The 17,701-nt window shown below is 63.7% G+C and carries 19 protein-coding genes and 1 tRNA gene; 8 read left to right on the top strand and 12 right to left on the bottom strand.

Annotated elements, in window-relative coordinates; all coding sequences use genetic code 11:
* Positions 1 to 2: 2 nt before the first annotated feature.
* Positions 3 to 479 (bottom strand): Fur family transcriptional regulator, encoded by a 477-nt coding sequence (locus JOE60_RS13575; protein ID WP_167263707.1) that lies wholly within the window; start codon positions 477 to 479, stop codon positions 3 to 5.
* Between the two features lie 30 nt (positions 480 to 509).
* Positions 510 to 1,274, bottom strand: a complete 765-nt coding sequence (locus tag JOE60_RS13570) for a hypothetical protein (RefSeq protein ID WP_167263705.1) — start codon at positions 1,272 to 1,274, stop codon at positions 510 to 512.
* 85 nt (positions 1,275 to 1,359) lie between these two features.
* Here JOE60_RS13570 and JOE60_RS13565 point away from each other — a divergent pair, with 85 nt between their 5' ends.
* Both JOE60_RS13565 and htpX read left to right on the top strand, forming a co-directional pair.
* Entirely contained in the window at positions 1,360 to 2,631 is a 1,272-nt protein-coding gene (locus JOE60_RS13565; protein WP_167263703.1) for an MFS transporter, read from the top strand.
* Between the two features lie 92 nt (positions 2,632 to 2,723).
* Complete coding sequence (htpX, locus tag JOE60_RS13560; protein WP_167263701.1) at positions 2,724 to 3,593, top strand: zinc metalloprotease HtpX; 870 nt, start codon at positions 2,724 to 2,726, stop codon at positions 3,591 to 3,593.
* Between the two features lie 142 nt (positions 3,594 to 3,735).
* Here the strand turns inward: htpX and efeB are convergent, their stop codons facing one another.
* The 4 genes from efeB to JOE60_RS13540 all read right to left on the bottom strand — a co-directional run bounded on the left by efeB (position 3,736) and on the right by JOE60_RS13540 (position 7,976).
* Positions 3,736 to 5,190 (bottom strand): iron uptake transporter deferrochelatase/peroxidase subunit, encoded by a 1,455-nt coding sequence (efeB, locus tag JOE60_RS13555; protein WP_167263699.1) that lies wholly within the window; start codon positions 5,188 to 5,190, stop codon positions 3,736 to 3,738.
* Positions 5,187 to 6,374 carry an iron uptake system protein EfeO gene (gene efeO / locus JOE60_RS13550; protein ID WP_204814931.1) on the bottom strand — a complete coding sequence of 396 codons (1,188 nt, stop codon included), beginning with the start codon at positions 6,372 to 6,374 and terminating at the stop codon, positions 5,187 to 5,189. Before efeO ends, efeB begins: the two co-directional genes overlap by 4 nt.
* Positions 6,375 to 6,417: 43 nt before the next feature.
* Positions 6,418 to 7,272, bottom strand: a complete 855-nt coding sequence (efeU, locus tag JOE60_RS13545; protein ID WP_167263697.1) for an iron uptake transporter permease EfeU — start codon at positions 7,270 to 7,272, stop codon at positions 6,418 to 6,420.
* A gap of 212 nt (positions 7,273 to 7,484) precedes the next feature.
* Positions 7,485 to 7,976 carry a YajQ family cyclic di-GMP-binding protein gene (locus JOE60_RS13540; RefSeq protein ID WP_167263695.1) on the bottom strand — a complete coding sequence of 164 codons (492 nt, stop codon included), beginning with the start codon at positions 7,974 to 7,976 and terminating at the stop codon, positions 7,485 to 7,487.
* Between the two features lie 183 nt (positions 7,977 to 8,159).
* Between JOE60_RS13540 and JOE60_RS13535 the strand changes: the two genes are divergently transcribed.
* Positions 8,160 to 8,426: a hypothetical protein gene (locus JOE60_RS13535; protein WP_167263693.1), complete on the top strand. Its 267-nt coding sequence runs from the start codon at positions 8,160 to 8,162 to the stop codon at positions 8,424 to 8,426.
* 128 nt (positions 8,427 to 8,554) lie between these two features.
* Positions 8,555 to 8,636: transfer RNA gene (locus JOE60_RS13530), tRNA-Tyr, on the top strand.
* 172 nt (positions 8,637 to 8,808) lie between these two features.
* Here JOE60_RS13530 and JOE60_RS13525 read toward each other — a convergent pair.
* Positions 8,809 to 9,594 (bottom strand): potassium channel family protein, encoded by a 786-nt coding sequence (locus JOE60_RS13525; protein ID WP_167263691.1) that lies wholly within the window; start codon positions 9,592 to 9,594, stop codon positions 8,809 to 8,811.
* A gap of 48 nt (positions 9,595 to 9,642) precedes the next feature.
* A complete protein-coding gene (locus JOE60_RS13520) occupies positions 9,643 to 9,858 on the bottom strand; it encodes a hypothetical protein (protein ID WP_239529087.1) in 216 nt (71 codons plus the stop codon).
* A 180-nt stretch (positions 9,859 to 10,038) separates the two neighbouring features.
* Here JOE60_RS13520 and JOE60_RS13515 point away from each other — a divergent pair, with 180 nt between their 5' ends.
* Positions 10,039 to 10,584, top strand: a complete 546-nt coding sequence (locus JOE60_RS13515; RefSeq protein ID WP_167263687.1) for an acyl-CoA thioesterase — start codon at positions 10,039 to 10,041, stop codon at positions 10,582 to 10,584.
* A gap of 14 nt (positions 10,585 to 10,598) precedes the next feature.
* Here JOE60_RS13515 and JOE60_RS13510 read toward each other — a convergent pair whose 3' ends face one another.
* Genes JOE60_RS13510 through JOE60_RS13500 form a run of 3 tightly spaced genes read right to left on the bottom strand, consistent with a single transcriptional unit; the run spans position 10,599 to position 13,013 of the window.
* The gene (locus JOE60_RS13510) at positions 10,599 to 11,399 is read right to left on the bottom strand and encodes an ABC transporter permease subunit (RefSeq protein ID WP_167263685.1); all 801 of its coding nucleotides are present in this window, start codon (positions 11,397 to 11,399) and stop codon (positions 10,599 to 10,601) included.
* The gene (locus JOE60_RS13505; RefSeq protein ID WP_167263683.1) at positions 11,392 to 12,345 is read right to left on the bottom strand and encodes an ATP-binding cassette domain-containing protein; all 954 of its coding nucleotides are present in this window, start codon (positions 12,343 to 12,345) and stop codon (positions 11,392 to 11,394) included. The genes JOE60_RS13510 and JOE60_RS13505 overlap by 8 nt, the downstream gene beginning before the upstream one ends.
* Entirely contained in the window at positions 12,342 to 13,013 is a 672-nt protein-coding gene (locus JOE60_RS13500) for a TetR/AcrR family transcriptional regulator (RefSeq protein WP_167263681.1), read from the bottom strand. Before JOE60_RS13500 ends, JOE60_RS13505 begins: the two co-directional genes overlap by 4 nt.
* Positions 13,014 to 13,209: 196 nt before the next feature.
* Between JOE60_RS13500 and JOE60_RS13495 the strand changes: the two genes are divergently transcribed.
* Entirely contained in the window at positions 13,210 to 15,015 is a 1,806-nt protein-coding gene (locus tag JOE60_RS13495; RefSeq protein ID WP_167263679.1) for an SGNH/GDSL hydrolase family protein, read from the top strand.
* A gap of 81 nt (positions 15,016 to 15,096) precedes the next feature.
* Positions 15,097 to 15,474: a thioredoxin gene (trxA, locus tag JOE60_RS13490; protein ID WP_167263677.1), complete on the top strand. Its 378-nt coding sequence runs from the start codon at positions 15,097 to 15,099 to the stop codon at positions 15,472 to 15,474.
* Between the two features lie 105 nt (positions 15,475 to 15,579).
* On the opposite strand, the gene JOE60_RS13485 is transcribed toward trxA, so the two are convergent.
* Positions 15,580 to 15,858, bottom strand: coding sequence for a putative quinol monooxygenase (locus tag JOE60_RS13485; protein ID WP_167263675.1), 279 nt, complete (start codon positions 15,856 to 15,858; stop codon positions 15,580 to 15,582).
* Positions 15,859 to 15,940: 82 nt separating this feature from the next.
* Here JOE60_RS13485 and JOE60_RS13480 point away from each other — a divergent pair, with 82 nt between their 5' ends.
* On the top strand, positions 15,941 to 17,638 hold the full coding sequence (locus JOE60_RS13480; protein ID WP_167263673.1) for an AMP-binding protein: 1,698 nt from the start codon (positions 15,941 to 15,943) through the stop codon (positions 17,636 to 17,638).
* The last annotated feature ends 63 nt before the right edge of the window (positions 17,639 to 17,701 follow it).

Genomic DNA, 17,701 nt, shown 5'->3' with positions numbered 1-17,701 from the left:
TTCTATTTCTGGTTGACGGAAGATGCGGGGAGCTGTTGTGCGGACTGGCAGTCCTGGCAGATGCCTTGGTACAGGACATCTGCGATCTGTATGGTCATGGGCTTGGAATTTTCATCCCAATGCGGCGTCAAGCACGGTGCGTGGCCCACTGCGCAATCCACGTCCTCCACCTTGCCGCAGCTGATACACACTGCGTGATGGTGGTTGTCACCCACCCGGGTTTCATAAAGGGCGGGGGAGTGCGGGGGCTCGAACCGGTTGAGCATCTGAAGATCCGTGAGGTCGCTCAGCACCACGTAGACGGATTGTGCCGTCAGTTCAGGCAGTTCCGTGCGGGCTTCAGCAAGGATGCGGTCAGCCGGGGCATGCGGATTATGGTGCACAGCGGCAAGAACTGCCAGCCGCTGTTTTGTCACACGCCGTCCGTGGGCGTGCAGGTCGGCTGCCCATTCTGCTTGCCCAACGGTGTGATCTGTCATGCATTCATTGAAACACTTATTTTGATGAGTTCACAATAAGGCGAGACTAACTTCCGGTGAACGAATCAAAGACTCCATGGGATTGACCTCCTCGGCAGCCGATCTGCCCAGCACATGGAGGCGCACCGCGGTCCTTGGTCCTGAAGGCTCCAGGGCGACGCAGCTCAAACCACTGGGTCCGCCGGCCTGGGGCAGGGCACCCAGCGCCACCCCCATGGCAAGAAGTTCGCCGGGGGTTATCTCCCCGATGGAATCCACGGTCCTGGCCGGACGAATCACTGAATGGTTCGGTCCGGCAGGCGTTGTTTGTACCAGGTCTTCAAGCCCAGGTTCATGCACGACGGCGGCACCCTCCACGGGCGGCGCGGTCACCTCTGCGGCGCCACGTCCCAGTGACAGCCGCATGGCCGCGTCGATGGCCTCCAGCTGCTCGAGGTCTTCCCCGGCGCGGCGGTGGGCCGGCAGCGACAACTGGTGTCCCGGCGTCGTGGTTTCCCCGCTCCAGCGTCCAAAGAGATGGAAGGTGGGCGTGGAGGACTCGGCCACGGGTTCACCAATGGCGCCGCCCAACGGGTGCCAGCGGTGGGCGAACATGACAGGGCACAGGGTGATGTCCAGGGCTTCCTGCAATGCTGCCCGGGCCAAGCGGTAGCAGAGCAGCCAGTCAGAGGCGGAAGGAAGAGCGAATTCCGTGGCCGGATCCGAAAGCCGGATCAGGACATGGCCCGATGTCAAAGGATGACGCGGCCGGGCGATCTCCCACACGGTGGATCGGTATAACAAACGTCGCGACATGGCAAGTCACTTCCTTCCCGGGGTGAGCCTACCAAGCAGGGTGGCGGTGCGGGAGGGCACCACCCGGCGTGGTTAGGGTTGGACGGTGGCGAAACTACTGGCAGACATCACCCCGCTGAAGGAGAGTCCGGAATTCCGGCGGCTCTGGTTGGGAGCCTCTGTCGCCGCAGTGGGAACCCAGTTGACCCTGGTGGCCGTGAGCCTTGAGGTCTACCGGCTCACGGAGGAAAGCTTCTACGTGGGTTTGCTGGGGATCTTCGCGCTGGTTCCCCTGGTGATCGCCGGACTCTATGGCGGTTCCGTGTCCGATGCCTATGACCGCCGCAAAGTTGCCATTACTGCCTCCTTGGTCCTCTGGGCAACCACGGGAGCGCTGGCACTCCAAGCGTGGCTGGGGCTGGGGAACATCTGGATCCTCTACGCCTTGGTGGCCATCCAAAGCGGCGCCCAGGGAATCAACGGTCCCGCCCGCAGCGCCATCATCCCGTTGCTTGTCCGCAAAGAGCTGCTCCCTGCCGCCAATGCGCTGAGCATGCTGACCTTCGGGCTGTCCATGACGGCAGGGCCCCTGCTGGCCGGCGTACTGGTGGCCACCATCGGCTTTGGCTGGACCTACACCATTGATGTCATCAGCTTCACCTTTGCCCTGTGGGGTCTCTTCCGGCTTCCTCCGCTGCCGCCTTCCAAAGACGCAGTCCGGCCCGGGTTGCGCTCCGTGGTGGAAGGCTTCCGTTTCCTGGGGACGCGCCCCAATGTCCGCATGACGTTCATCATCGACCTCATCGCCATGATCTGCGCGCAACCCAGGGCGCTGATGCCGGCCATTGGCGCAGTGATGATCGGCGGAGGGGAGACCACCGTGGGCGTGCTCCTGGCGGCTACCGCCGTGGGAGCCTTCCTTGCAGGGCTTTTCTCGGGACCCCTGGGCAGGGTGCGCAAGCAAGGCAGCGCAGTGGTGTGGTCGGTGGTGGGCTGGGGAGCCTCGATCGCCGGGTTCGGCGTGGTGGTCCTCCTGGCCGGCGACAGTGGCCGGGATGGGGTGACCGCCTGGTTGCTGCCCGCCGCCATCTGCTGCGCGCTCGCCGGTATCGCCGATTCCGTCAGTGGAGTCTTCCGCACCACCATCCTGCAATCGGCCACCCCGGACCACCTGCGCGGAAGGTTGCAAGGCGTGTTCATTGTGGTGGTAGCCGGTGGCCCCAGGGTGGGTGACATGCTGGCGGGTGGCGTGACCCAGTTCCTGAGCGAAGGCGGGGTCCTGCTGGCCGGTGGGATACTCTGCATGGTCTTGGCCTGGCTGGCGTCCCGGTTGCAGCCAGGATTCGTCACCTACGACGCCAAGCACCCAGTGCCCTGAAAGCGCGGCCCTGAAGATCCAGAGGAACACCCGGACCGGCGTCGGCGTTAATGGGTACAGAACCCTTGCCGGAGCGGAAGAAAGCGATCACTGTGCACAGACACAACAATGGACTCAAAACCGCAGCACTCTTCGGTGTGCTGTGGGCCGTGCTGTTGGGACTCGGTGCCATCATCGCTGCCGGGACCCGCAGTGCCGCCCCCCTCTGGATCATGGCTTTAATTGGTGTGGGAACCACCGCCTACGGGTATTGGAACAGCGACAAGATCGCCATAAGGTCCATGGCTGCCTATCCTGTGACCGAAGCACAGGCTCCGCAGCTGTACCAGATAGTCCGTGAGTTGTCCGTCCGGGCCAACAAGCCCATGCCCCGGATCTACCTTTCGCCCACCATGACCCCCAACGCGTTCGCCACGGGGCGCAACCCGAAGAACGCCGCTGTCTGCTGCACCGAGGGCATCCTGCACCTCCTGGATGCCCGGGAGCTCCGCGGGGTCCTGGGCCATGAACTGATGCACGTCTACAACCGGGACATCCTCACATCGTCCGTGGCCGCGGCAGTGGCCGGAGTGATCACGTCCGTGGGCCAGATGCTGCTGTTCTTCGGCGGCGGGGACCGGCGTAATGCCAACCCCCTGGCCACTATCGCCATGGCATTGTTGGCACCTTTTGCGGCATCGCTGATCCAGATGGCCATCTCCCGCACCAGGGAATACGACGCCGACGAGGACGGTGCCGAGCTCACGGGAGATCCGTTGGCATTGGCCTCTGCCCTGCGCAAAATCGAGTCCGGCGTGAGCCAGTTGCCGTTGCCGCAGGACCAGAGGCTGGTGAACGCATCCCACCTGATGATCGCCAACCCGTTCCGTGGCGGGGGAATGCGGCGTATGTTCTCCACGCATCCGCCCATGAAGGACCGGATCAGCCGGTTGGAGCAGATGGCTGGACGGCCACTCTCCTGATACTCGGCTGTGTTTCCGCCACTAACCTCGTTGCTGCCCCACTAACCCGTCGCTGGGCAGCAACGCAGGAGTGGGCCAGCGACGGAATTGCGGGGCACCAACGCAGTCACGGCAGGAACGCAGCCACGGAACGGGCCGAAGGTCAGGCGAACAGCCCTTGCCCGATGAACCCGCCCGCTTCAACACCCGGAGGCACAGCGAACAGCCCTGATCCGGTGTGTTTCAGGTACTCAACGGAGAGTTTGTCGCTCTTGGCCAGCGCCAGTTGCATGGGCACGTAGTGGGTGCGCGGGTCCTTGACGAAGGCGATGAAGAACAGGCCGGCATCCAGGTGCCCCAAACCATCCGAGCCATCAGTGAAGTTGTAGCCCCGCCGCAGCATCCGGATGCCACCGTTCTGGTCCGGGTGCGCCAGCCGTACATGCGAATCAACCGAAATCAGGGGATCCCCGTTGCGCCCTGCCAGCGCGAAATCGGGGGCGGTGAACTCGTCGCCGCCGGACAGGGGAGCGCCGGCTCCCTTGGTCCGGCCAATCACGCCCTCTTGTTCACGCAGGGACGTCCGGTCCCAGATCTCAATGTGCATTTGGATCCTGCGGGCAACAAGGTAGCTGCCGCCGGCCATCCACTGTTCACTGGCCCGAGCCCCCGCCGGGACCCACACGTGGTCATCCAGCAAGGAGTTGTCCTCGACCTTGAGGTTGTTGGTGCCGTCCTTGAAGCCAAAGAGATTCCGCGGCGTCACCTGCGCCCTGGACGTGGAGGACGTGCGGCCAAAACCCAGTTGCGACCATCGGACCCGTACCTTGCCGAACCCGATCCGGGCCAGGTTGCGGATGGCGTGCACGGCAACCTGCGGGTCATCCGCACAGGCCTGGATCACGATGTCCCCGCCCGTGCGCGCCGGTTGCAAATCGTCGCCGGGGAAATGCGGGAGGTCGATCAAAGCTTCGGGCCTGCGCCCCTCCAGCCCGAACCGTGCCTTGCCGTCCTTCTCGAACAGTCCGGCGCCGAAGCCGAACGTGAGGGTCAGTTTTGCGGCCGGAAGGTCCAGGGCTTCTCCGGTGTCTTCCGGCGGAGCGTCGTAGGGGCCGTCCACAGCGCCGGTTTTGCCCGTGGGCGCTCCGGTGGTCATGGCCTCGGCCGCGGCGGTCCAGTCCTTGAGGAGCTTGATGAGCTCTTTCCGGTCCTCCGTGGTCACGTCAAAAGCGGCCATGTGCAGACGGTCCTGCGCGGGCGTGGTGATGCCTGCCTGATGCTCGCCAAAAAACGGTACAACTGCTGACCCGGCATCAGGGGTTGCAGCCTTGGCTGCGCCTGCAGTCACCAGATCATGGCCAAGGAAGCCGGCTGCGATTCCCGCAACAGCACCCGCGCCACCCACCCCGGCGAGGGACAACAGCCCACGCCGGGAGAAGCGCGGGGTGCCCGCCTCAGCGGCAGCCGCAGGGCCGCCGTCGGACGTGGAGGTACTGTCAGACGTGGAAGTACTGTCAGGAGCTGCGGCAGTCACGTCGGAACTTTCGACGCCGGCACCCTCGCCATTGCGGTCAGCGTCGGCAGGCTCCCCGGCGTGCCCGTAAGGGCAGCCGCTCACAACACCACTGCTGCGGTGAGCTTGGAAAGGGGCTCACCCAGCGAATCGACCAGGGCTGCGAGCTGCTGGACCTGCTCCGGGGCCAGCTCGTTGTAGTAGGCGAAACCGTTGCCCTTGGCGTGCTTCTTGAGCTCAGCCTGCAGGGCGCTGAACTTGCCGTCCAGTGAGGTGGCGAGCTCGGGGTCCTTCTGCTCCAGGGCGGGCTTCAGGCTTTCGAAAGCAATCCGTGCGCCGTCCACGTTGGCCTGGAAGTCCCAGAGGTCCGTGTGGGACCAGATCTCTTCTTCACCGGTGACCTTGCCGGTTGCCACCTCATCCAGGAGTTCCTTGGCGCCGTTACCCAGCTTGTCCGCCGTGAGCTCCACGGTGCGGGTGCGCTTGGCGAGGTCCTCGGTATCGGCAACCAGTTGCGTGGAGATGGCGGTCCGCTCGGCGGGGGTCATGGCGGTGTAACCGGCCGGCGGGAACAGGTCCTTTTCTGCGCGGTGCCACCCGGTCCATTCCTGGCCGGGCTCGAGGTCAGCTTCGCGGGCGTCGAGCTTGGGATCCAGGTCCCCGAACGATTCGGCTACCGGCTCGATCCGCTCCCAGTGCATGCGTGTGGCCGCGTACAGATCGCGTGCCTTGGCAGCATCCCCGGCGGCAAAGGCATCCGCGAACGCCTTGGTGCCCGTGACCAGCTGCTCTGTTTGGTCCTTCACATACGCCGTGTACTGCTGGGTTCCGGTGTCCAGGAGCTTCTGCATGTCCGCGTCAACACTGGGTTTGTTGCCGGACTCCGTGACCTCGAAGGACGCCCGGATACCGTCGCCCTGCATGCCCGGCTTGCATGCGGTGTTGTACTTGCCCGCGGGGGCCGTGACCACCAGGTTGCGGGAGATGCCCGGGCCGATGTTTTCCACTTCGCCCAGGATGCGCAGGCCGTCTTCGGCCAGCAGGTAGAACTCGGTGACTTCATTGCCATCGTTCTTGACCGAGAACGTCAGGTTGCCGCTGGGGGCAGTGGCGCTGGAGACCTTGCATTCAGTGGCCGTGCTGGAAACCTGGATGGGTCCGTCGGTGGCGCTGGCAGGTTTGGTGTTGTCGGTGCACCCGGCAAGGACCAGGGGCAGCGCGGCAGCGGCGCCGATCACGGCCAGGGACGTGCGGTGCTTGCGGGAAGCGGGCAGGGGCGTGCCGAACATGGTGTGTCCTTTGTTGAGGGGGAGAGTGGCGACGGGCGCAGGATCAGGGGTGTGCCGTGACCACGGAAGCGGGAGCCTTGATGGAAGATGTGCTTGTTGGCTTACGGTTTGCCCGGATGTACAGGAACATCACCGGGATCACGTAGAGCAGCCAGGCGCCGGCTTCCAGCCAGGTTGTTGCGGGGGAGAAGTTCAGGGTGCCCTTGAGCAGGGTGCCGTACCAGGACGACGGCGGGATGGCGGCTGATACGTCAAAGGCCAGGTTGTGGAGGCCAGGGAGAATGCCGGCTTCCTGCAGATCGTGGACGCCGTAGGCCAGGACGCCGCCCGCAATCACGATCAGGCCGACTCCCGTCCAGGTAAAGAAGCGGCCGAGGTTCACTTTCAGGACACCACGGTGCAGGAGGTAACCCAGGCCGGCGGCCGCCAGGAGGCCCAGCAGTGCGCCGAGCAGCGGGAACGTCGTTTCGCCGGTAGCCTGTGCTGCTGCCCAGATGAAGAGCGCCGTTTCCAGCCCTTCCCGGCCCACTGCCAGTGCCGCCACCAGCACAAGGCCCCAGGCGGCGCCGTCGGCCGCTTTATCCACATGGGACCGGAGCTCGCTGCCCAGGCTGCGCGCGGTGCGGGCCATCCAGAAAACCATCCAGGTGACCAGGCCCACCGCGACGATCGACAGGCCGCCGCCAATGGCTTCCTGGGCTTCGAACGTCAGGCCGCGGGGACCGAAGGTCAGCAGTGCGCCGAAGGCGAGGGAAATGGCGATTGCGAGTCCGACGCCGGCCCAAAGACGGGGAATCAGATGCCGCCTGTCCGACTTGACGAGGTAGGCCATCAGGAGGACCACGATGAGTGATGCCTCAAGGCCTTCGCGCAGGCCGATCAGGAAGTTGGCGGTCATGGGAGTTCTTTCACTAAGGGGGACCATACTTAGGCCCGCCTAAGGAAGAAGAATACTGTCTCCCGGCGATTACGCAAACTATTTATGCCCTAATGCATTTTTCCATTACGGCGGTCGATGGACCAACCGGTGTGGGATTGCCGCGAAACACAACGGGGGCCGCCGGGATCATTGCTGATCCCGGCGGCCCCCGGAGGTCCTGCGGACGTGAACTAGCTGCGGAAGTTCACGAACTGAAGATCGGTTTCCTCGAACTTCTTGAGGATGTTCATGGTTTCCTGAAGATCGTCACGGGATTTGGAGGTCACGCGGAGCTCATCGCCCTGGATCTGGGACTTGACGGACTTGGGCGCTTCGTCACGGATGATCTTGTTGATCTTCTTGGCGATGTCCTGGGCAATGCCCTCCTTGATGGTGCACTCAAGGCGGAATTCCTTGCCGGAGGGGAAAGGCTCTCCCTGGTCCAGGGACTTCAAGGAGATGCCGCGCTTGATGAGCTTGGACTGGAAAACGTCCAGGACGGCCAGGACGCGGTCCTCGGAGTTGGCCTTCATGAGGATCTTCTCGCCGCTGAAGTCGATCTCAGCGCCAACACCCTTGAAGTCGTACCGCTGCGCGATCTCCTTCTGGGACTGGTTGAGCGCGTTGGCGACCTCTTGCTTGTCTACCTTGCTGACGACGTCGAATGTGGATTCGCCTGCCATGACTCTCCTTAGGTTGGGGGCCCTGTGAGGGCGGATTGGTCTGGCATCCAGCCTAGTACGGAAGGCGCCCCTTGGGAGGGTGGATGTGTTTCACAGTTCGCTCACAGCACATGCAGGGCTGGAACCGAGGGGCCGGGTTGAGAGTTGTACCAGTTGTAGGAAGCACAACGCCGGAGGAAAAGCATGAGCAGCAAGGCCGTCCACTACGTCAGCAAATCAGCGTCTGCGGCGCGGGGGTCCATTGGTTCGGCCGCAATCGCCGCCGCCAGTGCCGTGGCCGCCGCGGCTGTTGCTGCGTCCGTGGTGTTGAGCCCTGTTCCCGATGCTGCCGCCCGAATGGACGGGGTCCACGCTGACCTGCAGCGGGCGGTTCAGCTGAACCAGATCACCCCGGAGCAGGCTGAGAAGTTCGAGGCGAAATTGGCTGGCCGGATCCTCGGCGAGGCCTGAGCCCCCGGGCAAAATCCCGGGCCGGAGTCCGATTAGATTCTTCGCAGAAAGTTCTGTACAGTTGTCTCTGCCTTCGGTTGCCGGATCTAAAAGAAACGGTCTCCGGAAGTGATCTTCTTTTGAAGTTCGGCAGATTACCCGAGCGGCCAAAGGGGGCTGACTGTAAATCAGCTGGCAACGCCTACGGGGGTTCGAATCCCTCATCTGCCACCCAAAGGAAATCCCCGGAACCAATGGTTCCGGGGATTTTTTTTATGCCCTCGTCTTTGAGCTGAATCGCCGTCACCACCAACTTTGGAGACATGTCCCCGCGCAGGAGCCCCTGGGTCCGGCGTGTCGTCGGATGTGCGGGCCAAAGTGGGTGGTGGCGGGCGTGAAGGTCCTAAGCCCCGTGCTCCCGCTGGAGCTTGGTGTTTTCACGCAGCTCAGCAATTTCCAGCCTGAGCGCCGCAATTTCGGTCACCAGGTCTGCCATCTCCGCCCGGACGGGTTCCTCGGCAGCGGCGACCTTTTCTCCCGCGGCGGCTCCCGCAGCAGCAGCCGCGCCCTCGGCGTTCTCCTCGATCCGTTGCACAAGCCATGATGCGATGGAGGCGGTGACGATACCCAGGACGGCAATCCCGCTCATCATGAGGGCAGCTGCCACAATCCTGCCGATGGGAGTCACCGGGTAAAGATCGCCGTATCCCACGGTGGTGATGGTGGTGACGGCCCACCACGCGGCGTCGCCAAAGGTTTTGATTTTGGCCTCGGGGTCGGTTTGTTCAACGTCCAGGACCGCGAGCGCACCTACCAGGATGAGCATTGCTGCAGCGCCGGCAACATACGTGGCCACCCTGCCGCGCAGTGTTTCGCCAACGGTGCGTTGCAGGACGGACAGCAGTGTGACCAGGCGCAGGAGGCGCAGGGGCCGGAAGAAGGGCAGCACCACAATCAGGAGTTCGTGCAGATTCCACAGGAACCAGCGCGTTCTGTCCTCGGCCAGCCAGAGGTTGATGAAGTAGTCCAGGGCGAAGATCCCCCAGGTGATCCACAGGATTACCTCGAAGGGAACACCGGCTGCGCCGTCAACCCTGCCGATGACCTGCCAGGCGTAGGCTGCCAGGAAGACCAGTGCTGTGGCCATAAGGGGCCACTCCACCAGGTCCCGGTATCGCGCTTGAGTCATAGGGGAATACTAACCACCGGAAGGCCCGCTGACTCAGGCTTCGGGGCACTATGCTCCGGGTGTCTCCAGCCAGTAGCCATCGAGGTGGTGGATCAGTTGACGGCCCAGGCCGCCCTTGAGCTGGATCCACAGGGTACTCCGGTCATCGGTCATGCCGTCGATGGTTCCCTCGATCCGGTTGCCCCGGGCGTCCTGAAGGATAACGTCCTGATGCCGGGAGAGGTGGGGCCAAACATCGCCGTGGGGCCTGGTGGTTTGCAGCATGCTCAAAGGGGTCTCCCTTGTGTCCATTCATTGATACGGGTTTCAGACATTGTGCATGCCTTGGATGAACCATGGGTAAACGTTGGTGCAATCGTTGGACATAGAGCGCAGCGGGCGTTGGGGAGTCCATCATCCGGACCCGGCGTTTCCCCAAAAGTTACCCACGGGTAACATCAAGATATGCATCTGCTTCTGCGCACCCTCGTGCTGTTGTTCACCTCGTCCAAGCGCTCGCCCTTGGGCATTTGGGAAGAGTCGTCGCTGCCGCTGCGGGTACTGCCCACGGACATCGACATTGCCATGCACGTCAACAACGGAATGTACTTCTCCCTGATGGATCTGGGCCGTTTCGACCTCATGGTTCGCAGCGGGACCTGGGCGCGGATGCGCAAGAAGGGGTGGACCCCGGTTGCCGCCGGGGAGACCATCGCCTTCCGCAAGTCCTTGAAGCTGTGGCAGCAGTACAGCATTGAGACGCGCATCATCGGCCTGGACACCAAGGCCATCTACTTTGAGCAGCGCATGGTGGTGGACGGCGAGATCTACGCCCGCGCGCACATCGCCACCCGGCTGGTCACCAAGGGCAGGCCCGTGACGCAGGAGGAAATCATCGCGGAGTTCGGTGCGCCCCCGGCAGAGATGGAATTGCCGGAATGGATCCATGAGTGGCGGGAGAACAACGCCCTTCCTGGAGCGCGCCGCCCAGCGCCCCATAGTTGGAGTTAACCGCACTCTTGGAGCTAAACGCCCACGTCCCTGCGCTGGAGAGCCAGGGCCGCCAGCAGGATCAGGGCTGCTGAAATGCCCAGCAAGCCACCCACAGCTCCCCAATCCGCGCCGTTGGCCACGGGGGAGTTGCCATAAGCCCAGTGATAGGGCGAGAGGTCCAACAACCAGCCAACGGTGGAACTCTGGCGGCCCACGGCATTGAACACGTAGCCCAGCACGGCCACCGCCGCGCCCGCAGCCACTCCGTACACCTTCCGTCCCGTCAGTGCACCGGCGAAGAGCGCAGCAGTCCCGCTGAGCAAAGCCAGTCCGGCGAACAGCAACACCGCTCCGGCCAGATGCCCGACGTCGACATTCAGCTGGGCGGGTCCGTTCAGTCCCAGCACCAACAGGAAGACCAAGACGGACAGGGCGCCCACCCGGACCACCATGGCCAGGGCGCGTTCCAACACCACCTGCACCCGGGTGACGCTGTGCGCCAGCGTCAGTTCCAGCAATCCGGATTCCTCATCGCCGCCCACCGCCGCGGCGCCCCAACCAACGGAAGCCATGGACATCAACAGGAAGCCGATCAGGCCGAACAAGGTCGCCTGGGTGTAGCCGGGCCCTGACGCAATTTGGTCGTAATTCAAGGCCTTGGTCATCTGTGGCGGCAGGGCGTTGATCAGCTCCTGCATCTGGGAACTGCCGCCAATGGACGGGTACAGCGGCAGGTACAACATGCAGGCCGCGGTCAGCCCCACGGCCCAGGCCAGGGTGGAGCGCCAGGAATCCGTCAAGGCTTTGGTGGCGAGGGGCAGGACGCTAGACATGGTGTGCTTCTTTCCGGGAACCGCTGCCCTTGTACAGCGTCAGGACCGCCTCTTCCAGGTCCGGTTCTTCAAGGACAAGGTCCGTCAGTTCCAGGCGTGCCAGCGCCTGCACCAGCGGTTGAACGTGGCCAGCCACCGTGGCTGTGGCTTCCACGGAAGGGGCGGTCAGTTGGTTGTCGGCCAGAACCCGCACCGCGGAGTTGGTGACGCCCGGCACCCGGTCCAGCAGCGCACCGACGTCGTGGGCTGCCGTTCCGGTACTGATGAACCGCAACTGGCGGACGGCCGCCGCCCGCAGGCCTTCCACGGTAGCGACAGTGACAATGGCACCGTCCCGAAGGATCGCTACCGTGTCCGCGGCCTGCTGGACCTCACTGAGGACGTGCGAGCTCAGGAAGACCGTGGCTCCACCGTCCACGGCTTCACGGACCATGGCGTGGAACTCTTGCTGGACCAAAGGGTCCAGGCCGCTGGTGGGCTCATCGAGCACCAGCAACTCGGGCCGGTGCATGAACGCCTGCAGGAGTCCCAACTTTTGCTTGTTGCCCTTGGAGAGCTTGCGGGTTTGGCGGTCCAGGTCCAGGTGCAGCCGCTCGGCCAACTCGTCCACGTACCCCGCCGCTACAGGCCCGCTGATCCGGGCAAAATGCTCCAGCACCCGCCGGCCCGTGGTCCTGTTTTCCAGCTGCAGTTCTCCCGGCAGGTAGCCGATCCTGCGGCGCAGCCCGGTACCCGCCTCCCGTGGGTCCTGGCCGAGCACTGAGATGGAACCGGCGCTGGGCCGGATGATGTCCAGCAGGCAGCGCATGGTGGTGGTCTTGCCGGCGCCATTGGGGCCAATGACGCCGAAGACAGATCCGCGCTCCACCGCGAAATCGACTCCGTGCAGGACTTCCCGGTGCCCGAACTTCTTACGTAAACCCTCGACGACGATTGCCTGGGTCACGGGGCATGCTCCCTTCCTTGTTCAGCGGTGTTGAGGGCCTCGCGGGCGGCATCAAGGAACCGCGAGTCCGTGTAGTAACCGCGCGTGTACAGTTCCAGCGCGGGCAGGGTGAGCTCCCGCAAAAGATCGGGACCTATCCCGTGGGGCTCTGGCGCTTCGACGTCCAGTGCCCGGGAAATATGCCGGCCCAGCATGAGCATGGAGAGGCTGTTGGAGGCGACAACGACGGCGGTGGACCGGACGTCGCTGAACTTCCGGATGGTGCCGGTGGCGATGCCGGCGGTGATGATCTTTTCGGTTTGGGAAACCACGCCGTCGAAGAAGGCATCTCCGGCGTCGGATTCGTCCCCCAAGGCCCGCCGGATATAGGCGATCTCGTCAGCGTAGTGATCTGGATTGGCGAGGTAGTCCTGGATCAGCTGGCCAGCGGAACGGGGGTCCGTTTTTTCCATTCCCTGCTCCGCGGTCCGGGCCAGCACGTGCTGGTCGCAGGCTGTCCTGAGGCCGGATTTGCTGCCGAAATGATGAATGACCAGCCCTGGACTGACTCCCGCGGAAGCGGCCACGGCGCGGATGGTGGCACGGGCAAACCCCTCCCGGCCAAAGAGGCCGATTGCGGCGTCGCGGATCCGTGCGCGGGTGGTCAAATCTTCTGCGATTGAACGCATGTTCCATACACTAAACACTTGTTCAAAGGCTTTCAAGAGCTTTGTCGGACGGATGTGACACCATAGGCGGAGACGCCGTGAAACAGGATGCCGGCGTCGTAGGAACTGGCCTCACTGTTGTCCTTGGGGGAGCAGCTGGGACAACCCGTAGTTGAGGGGTCAAGAAGTGGGTAGTGCAGGGCCGTTGAGGCGTTGGATGGTGGGAATGGTTGCCGTGCTGCTGCTGGTTCCCGCGTATGCAGGGCAGGTTTCCAGGGCTGAGGCTTCTCCGGCCATCCGGACGGAAAATGCGGCGCCGCCGGTTACCGGAGCAATCGGCCAGCTGTATTCCACCAGTGCGTGGGCCCGCAGCGTGCTTGTCCGGCCCACCAGCGGCGAGGAATGTACCGGCACCGGCAGCGCCCGTGGGTGCATCCAGCGCTTTGCTGGTGGGGATATTGCGTGGTCTGCCCGCACCGGAGCCAAGGTTGTCGCCAACGGCCCCGTCCGCACCGCTTGGTGGGATGCGGAAGGCCCGGCAGGTCAGCACGGCTACCCTACGTCCCACACTGAGACCGGCTTGCGCGACGGCGGTTCAAAACAACTCTTCGAACGCGGCGCCATTTCCTACTCACCGGCAACCAAAGCCCAGCGGACGGGCGGTTCCATCCACAGCGCCTGGGGGCGTACCGGGTTCGAGGGCGGCTACCTGGGTTACCCCACCACGGGTGAAAAAGGCGGACTGCCCGACGGCGGCGTGTACCAGGCGTTCGAACGCGGCTTTGTGGTGTGGTCACCCGTGACGGGTGCACATCCCTCGTCCGGGGCAATCCGCCAGCGGTGGCGCCAATCCGGCCTGGAGAGAGGCGAGCTGGGCTACCCCCTGACCGATGAGGCAACGGGCCTGGCCAGCGGGGGAGCATCCCAGCAGTTCCAGCGTGGAATCATCACGTGGTCCCCGGCTACGGGTGCCCGGGCCATTGGCGGAGCCATCCGGGCCTACTGGTCCTCCACCGGCGCCCAAAACGGCGCCTTGGGGTACCCCGTGGGTGAGGAAGTTCGCCAGAACACCTTCGTCTACCAGCTGTTCCAAGGCGGAACGGTGTATTGGTCTGCCGCCACGGGAGCCCATTCCACCACCCACGGCGATGTCCACAACCGGTATGTTTCCTTGGGCGGAGCCGCCGGACAGCTGGGACTGCCCCTGACGGACAAGCTTCCCCGCGCCGGCGGCCTGGTCCAGCAATTCAGCAATGGTTGGTTGGTGTGGGGCCCGGCCACCGGAGCCAGGATCGTGGGGCACCCCACGTACAAGGTGTGGTCTATCAACCCGGGAGAGTTCGGCTGGCCGGTCCGTGACAGCTGGGCTGACGCACGCGGATCACACGTGGCTTTCCAAAAGCTGGAAACCATTTGGAATGACACCACGGGTGAGCTGTATTCAGCCGAAGCCGTGGATGCGTCCACCGCGGTGATCCTGGGCGACTCGCAGCTGGACATGGACTCCTGGGTGGAGCAAGGCGCCCGCGCCGCCGGATATCCCAAGCAAGTAGTCAGAAGCATCGGCGGGATCGGCTACGTTTCCGGAAGTCCCGCCGTCGGGGGCAACTCGGCCACCGACGCCGTGCTGCAGGACCGGCTCCTGCTCCCGCAAGGCAACCCGGGGCTGGTGGTGGTGAACCTAGGTGGCAACGATGCCAGGATCATGGCCACGGATGCCGCGATCCTCTCCCAGGCAAACAAGCTGTGGGACGAGCTCCGCCGCAAATACCCGCACAGCACCATCCTGGTCAACGGGGTTCTCTCCAGGTACGATTCCCTGCACGCGCAGCGGCGTTGGGTGGACGGATTGGTGACCCGGGAAGCTGCCCTCAGGGGCTGGCCGCGGATCTCCATGGCCGGCACGGCGAGCATTGCAGGGGCCACCGGGGATTACCTGGATAATGCCCACATGAACCAGAACGGGCACAACAAGGTGGGGCCGCTGTACGGGTCTGCCATCAGGTTCGTCCTGGGCCGCTAGCCGTTTATTCCCGGTGACGCGGGAAGCGAACAGTGCCCCTTTCCGCGGGACTTGGCGTGCTGACTCGCGTACCGTTGAACCATGGCTACAGTCGACATCACTGGAGAACAGTTCGCATCGACCATCGAGGACAACGACATTGTCCTGGTGGATTTCTGGGCAGCGTGGTGCGGTCCGTGCCGCCAGTTCGCCCCCACATACGGAGCCGCGTCGGACAAACACACCGACGTCGTGTTCGCCAAGGTTGACACCGAGGCTGAGCAGCAATTGGCCGCCGAAGCAGGAATCAGTTCCATCCCCACCCTGATGGCATTCCGCGAAAAGGTCCTGGTCTTTTCGCAGCCGGGAGCCCTGAACGGCCAGCAGCTGGAGCAGGTCATCGAAGCAGTCAAGGGCCTGGACATGGAGGAAGTCCACGCGCACGTGGCCAAATCCCGCGCCGAGGCCCAGGAAAACTAATCCCGGCCACTTCGCCGAAAAACAGCGGGGTCGCCGGAAACGCAGCGAGGTCGCCGGAAAATTCCGGCGACCTCGATGCGTTAACGCGAATTCAGCGCATAGGGACTAGAGACGCTCCAGCTTCACCGGCTCTGCGAGCAGCGCGCTGAGGGACTCGTTGAGGTCCTGGACGGCGGTGCCCTTGGAGTGCTTGGCGAGGAGTTCCTCGGATTCCCAACGCTCGGTCAGGACCAACTTTTCCTCGGTGGCCTCCGTCAATTCGTAACGGATGCAGCCGGGCTCGTTGACTACCTCATCTATCGCAATGTCCAAGGCGAGCTTGACGCGGAAGAACTCGCCGTCGTTGGGGATGAACGTGGCCTGAAGATCAATGGGTTCACTCATGGTCCCACCTTATCTGCAGGACACGGTGGCGCCGGAGGCGGTTACGGTTCTGTTGCGCGCCCCGTCTTGGTAGCGTTCCGTCATGTTGTCCTACACTGCCGGAGACACTGATGTCCCGCTGCTCGAAGAGACCATCGGCACCCATTTCGAACGCATTGCCGCGCAGTTTCCGCTGCGGGATGCGCTGATCGAAGCGGCCGCGGTTCCGGGCGGGGATGCCCGCCGCTGGAGTTACGCGAAGCTGAACGACGACGTCGACCGCCTGGCCCGCGCGCTGCTGGCCCTCGGTGTGGCCAAAGGAGAGCGCGTTGGCATCTGGAGTCCCAACTGCGCCGAGTGGACCATCCTCCAATACGCCACGGCCAAGATCGGAGCGGTGCTGGTCAACGTCAACCCGGCCTACCGGAGCCACGAGCTCGACTTCGTGGTGAAGCAAAACGGAATGCGCCTGCTGGTGGCGGCTCCGTCGGACAAAAACAGTGACTACGTGGGCATGGCCAGGGATGCCATGGATTCCTGCCCGGACCTCCGGGAGTTGGTGTTCCTGCCCGGCGAACCGGCGCTTGGCCTCACCGCGGGAGATCCTGTGGCCGGGCATGAACTGACCTACGCCGAGCTCCTCCGGCGCGCAGATGCCGTGGGACCGGCAGAGCTGCGTGAACGCATGGCCGGCTTGGATCCCCATGATCCGATCAACCTCCAGTACACCTCCGGCACCACGGGGTTCCCCAAGGGAGCCACGTTGACGCACCACAACATCCTCAACAACGGACACTCAATTGGCCGCTTGCTGAACTACACGGAAAAGGACCGTGTGGTGATTCCCGTGCCGTTCTATCACTGCTTCGGAATGGTGATCGGGAACCTTAATGCCCTGAGTTTCGGGGCGGCCACCATCATCCCCAGCCGCGGATTCAGCCCGGCGGCAGCGTTGGAAGCAGTGCAGGATTTCGGCGGGACCTCGCTTTACGGAGTTCCCACCATGTTCATCGCGGAACTCGCTTTGCCCGATTTTGCTTCCTACGACCTCTCCACGCTGAGGACCGGCGTGATGGCGGGATCCCTGTGTCCCATGGAGGTCATGCGGCGGGTGATCGAGGAAATGCACATGGTGGACGTGGCCATCTGCTACGGCATGACGGAAACTTCGCCCGTGTCCACCATGACGCGCCCGGGGGACACGTTGGAACAGCGCACCAGCACGGTGGGCCGGACCATGCCGCACTTGGAGAGCAGGGTGGTTGATCCCGGAACCGGCCAGGAGGTGGAACGCGGGGTGATCGGTGAATTGTGTACCCGGGGATACGCGGTGATGCAGGGATACTGGGGTCAGCCGGACAAGACCGCCGAGGCAGTTGATGCCGAGGGGTGGATGCACACCGGGGATCTGGCCCGCATGGACGTTGACGGGTACGTGGTGATCGAGGGCCGGATCAAGGACATGGTGATCCGCGGAGGCGAGAACATCTATCCCCGGGAGATCGAGGAATTCCTGTACCTGCACCCGTCCATCCTGGACGTACAGGTCGTTGGCGTCCCGGACGGGAAATACGGGGAAGAACTCATGGCCTGCATCATCCTCAAACCAGGCGCCGGCCCCTTGACCGCAGCCGACCTCGCCGAATATTGCAGGGGAAAGCTGGCACACTACAAGATCCCGCGCTACGTGGATGTGCGGGAGAGCTTCCCCATGACGGTCTCCGGGAAGGTTCGGAAAGTGGACATGCGCCAGGAAGCAGTATCCCGGCTCCACCTCCAAGGGCAACGCGGGGTCACTTAAGGCCCATGTCAGGGGCGTTTATGGGCCGTAAGTGACCCCGCGTTGCCTCTCTGGGAACTCAAC

This window comes from Paenarthrobacter ilicis, from assembly GCF_016907545.1.
Classification (GTDB): Bacteria; Actinomycetota; Actinomycetes; order Actinomycetales; family Micrococcaceae; genus Arthrobacter; species Arthrobacter ilicis.
The sequence above is the reverse complement of the archived record's forward strand: the minus strand, read 5'-3'. Positions and strand labels throughout refer to the sequence as shown.

Coding starts and splice junctions, on each gene's coding strand:
- JOE60_RS13485 (WP_167263675.1), bottom strand. CDS start 15,858: ATGAGTGAACCCATTGATCTTCAGGCCACGTTCATCCCCAACGACGGC.
- JOE60_RS13495 (WP_167263679.1), top strand. CDS start 13,210: ATGGTGGGAATGGTTGCCGTGCTGCTGCTGGTTCCCGCGTATGCAGGG.
- JOE60_RS13535 (WP_167263693.1), top strand. CDS start 8,160: ATGAGCAGCAAGGCCGTCCACTACGTCAGCAAATCAGCGTCTGCGGCG.
- trxA (WP_167263677.1), top strand. CDS start 15,097: ATGGCTACAGTCGACATCACTGGAGAACAGTTCGCATCGACCATCGAG.
- efeU (WP_167263697.1), bottom strand. CDS start 7,272: ATGACCGCCAACTTCCTGATCGGCCTGCGCGAAGGCCTTGAGGCATCA.
- JOE60_RS13480 (WP_167263673.1), top strand. CDS start 15,941: ATGTTGTCCTACACTGCCGGAGACACTGATGTCCCGCTGCTCGAAGAG.
- JOE60_RS13520 (WP_239529087.1), bottom strand. CDS start 9,858: ATGCTGCAAACCACCAGGCCCCACGGCGATGTTTGGCCCCACCTCTCC.
- efeO (WP_204814931.1), bottom strand. CDS start 6,374: ATGTTCGGCACGCCCCTGCCCGCTTCCCGCAAGCACCGCACGTCCCTG.
- JOE60_RS13515 (WP_167263687.1), top strand. CDS start 10,039: ATGCATCTGCTTCTGCGCACCCTCGTGCTGTTGTTCACCTCGTCCAAG.
- JOE60_RS13500 (WP_167263681.1), bottom strand. CDS start 13,013: ATGCGTTCAATCGCAGAAGATTTGACCACCCGCGCACGGATCCGCGAC.
- JOE60_RS13575 (WP_167263707.1), bottom strand. CDS start 479: ATGACAGATCACACCGTTGGGCAAGCAGAATGGGCAGCCGACCTGCAC.
- JOE60_RS13540 (WP_167263695.1), bottom strand. CDS start 7,976: ATGGCAGGCGAATCCACATTCGACGTCGTCAGCAAGGTAGACAAGCAA.
- JOE60_RS13510 (WP_167263685.1), bottom strand. CDS start 11,399: ATGTCTAGCGTCCTGCCCCTCGCCACCAAAGCCTTGACGGATTCCTGG.
- JOE60_RS13525 (WP_167263691.1), bottom strand. CDS start 9,594: ATGACTCAAGCGCGATACCGGGACCTGGTGGAGTGGCCCCTTATGGCC.
- JOE60_RS13570 (WP_167263705.1), bottom strand. CDS start 1,274: ATGTCGCGACGTTTGTTATACCGATCCACCGTGTGGGAGATCGCCCGG.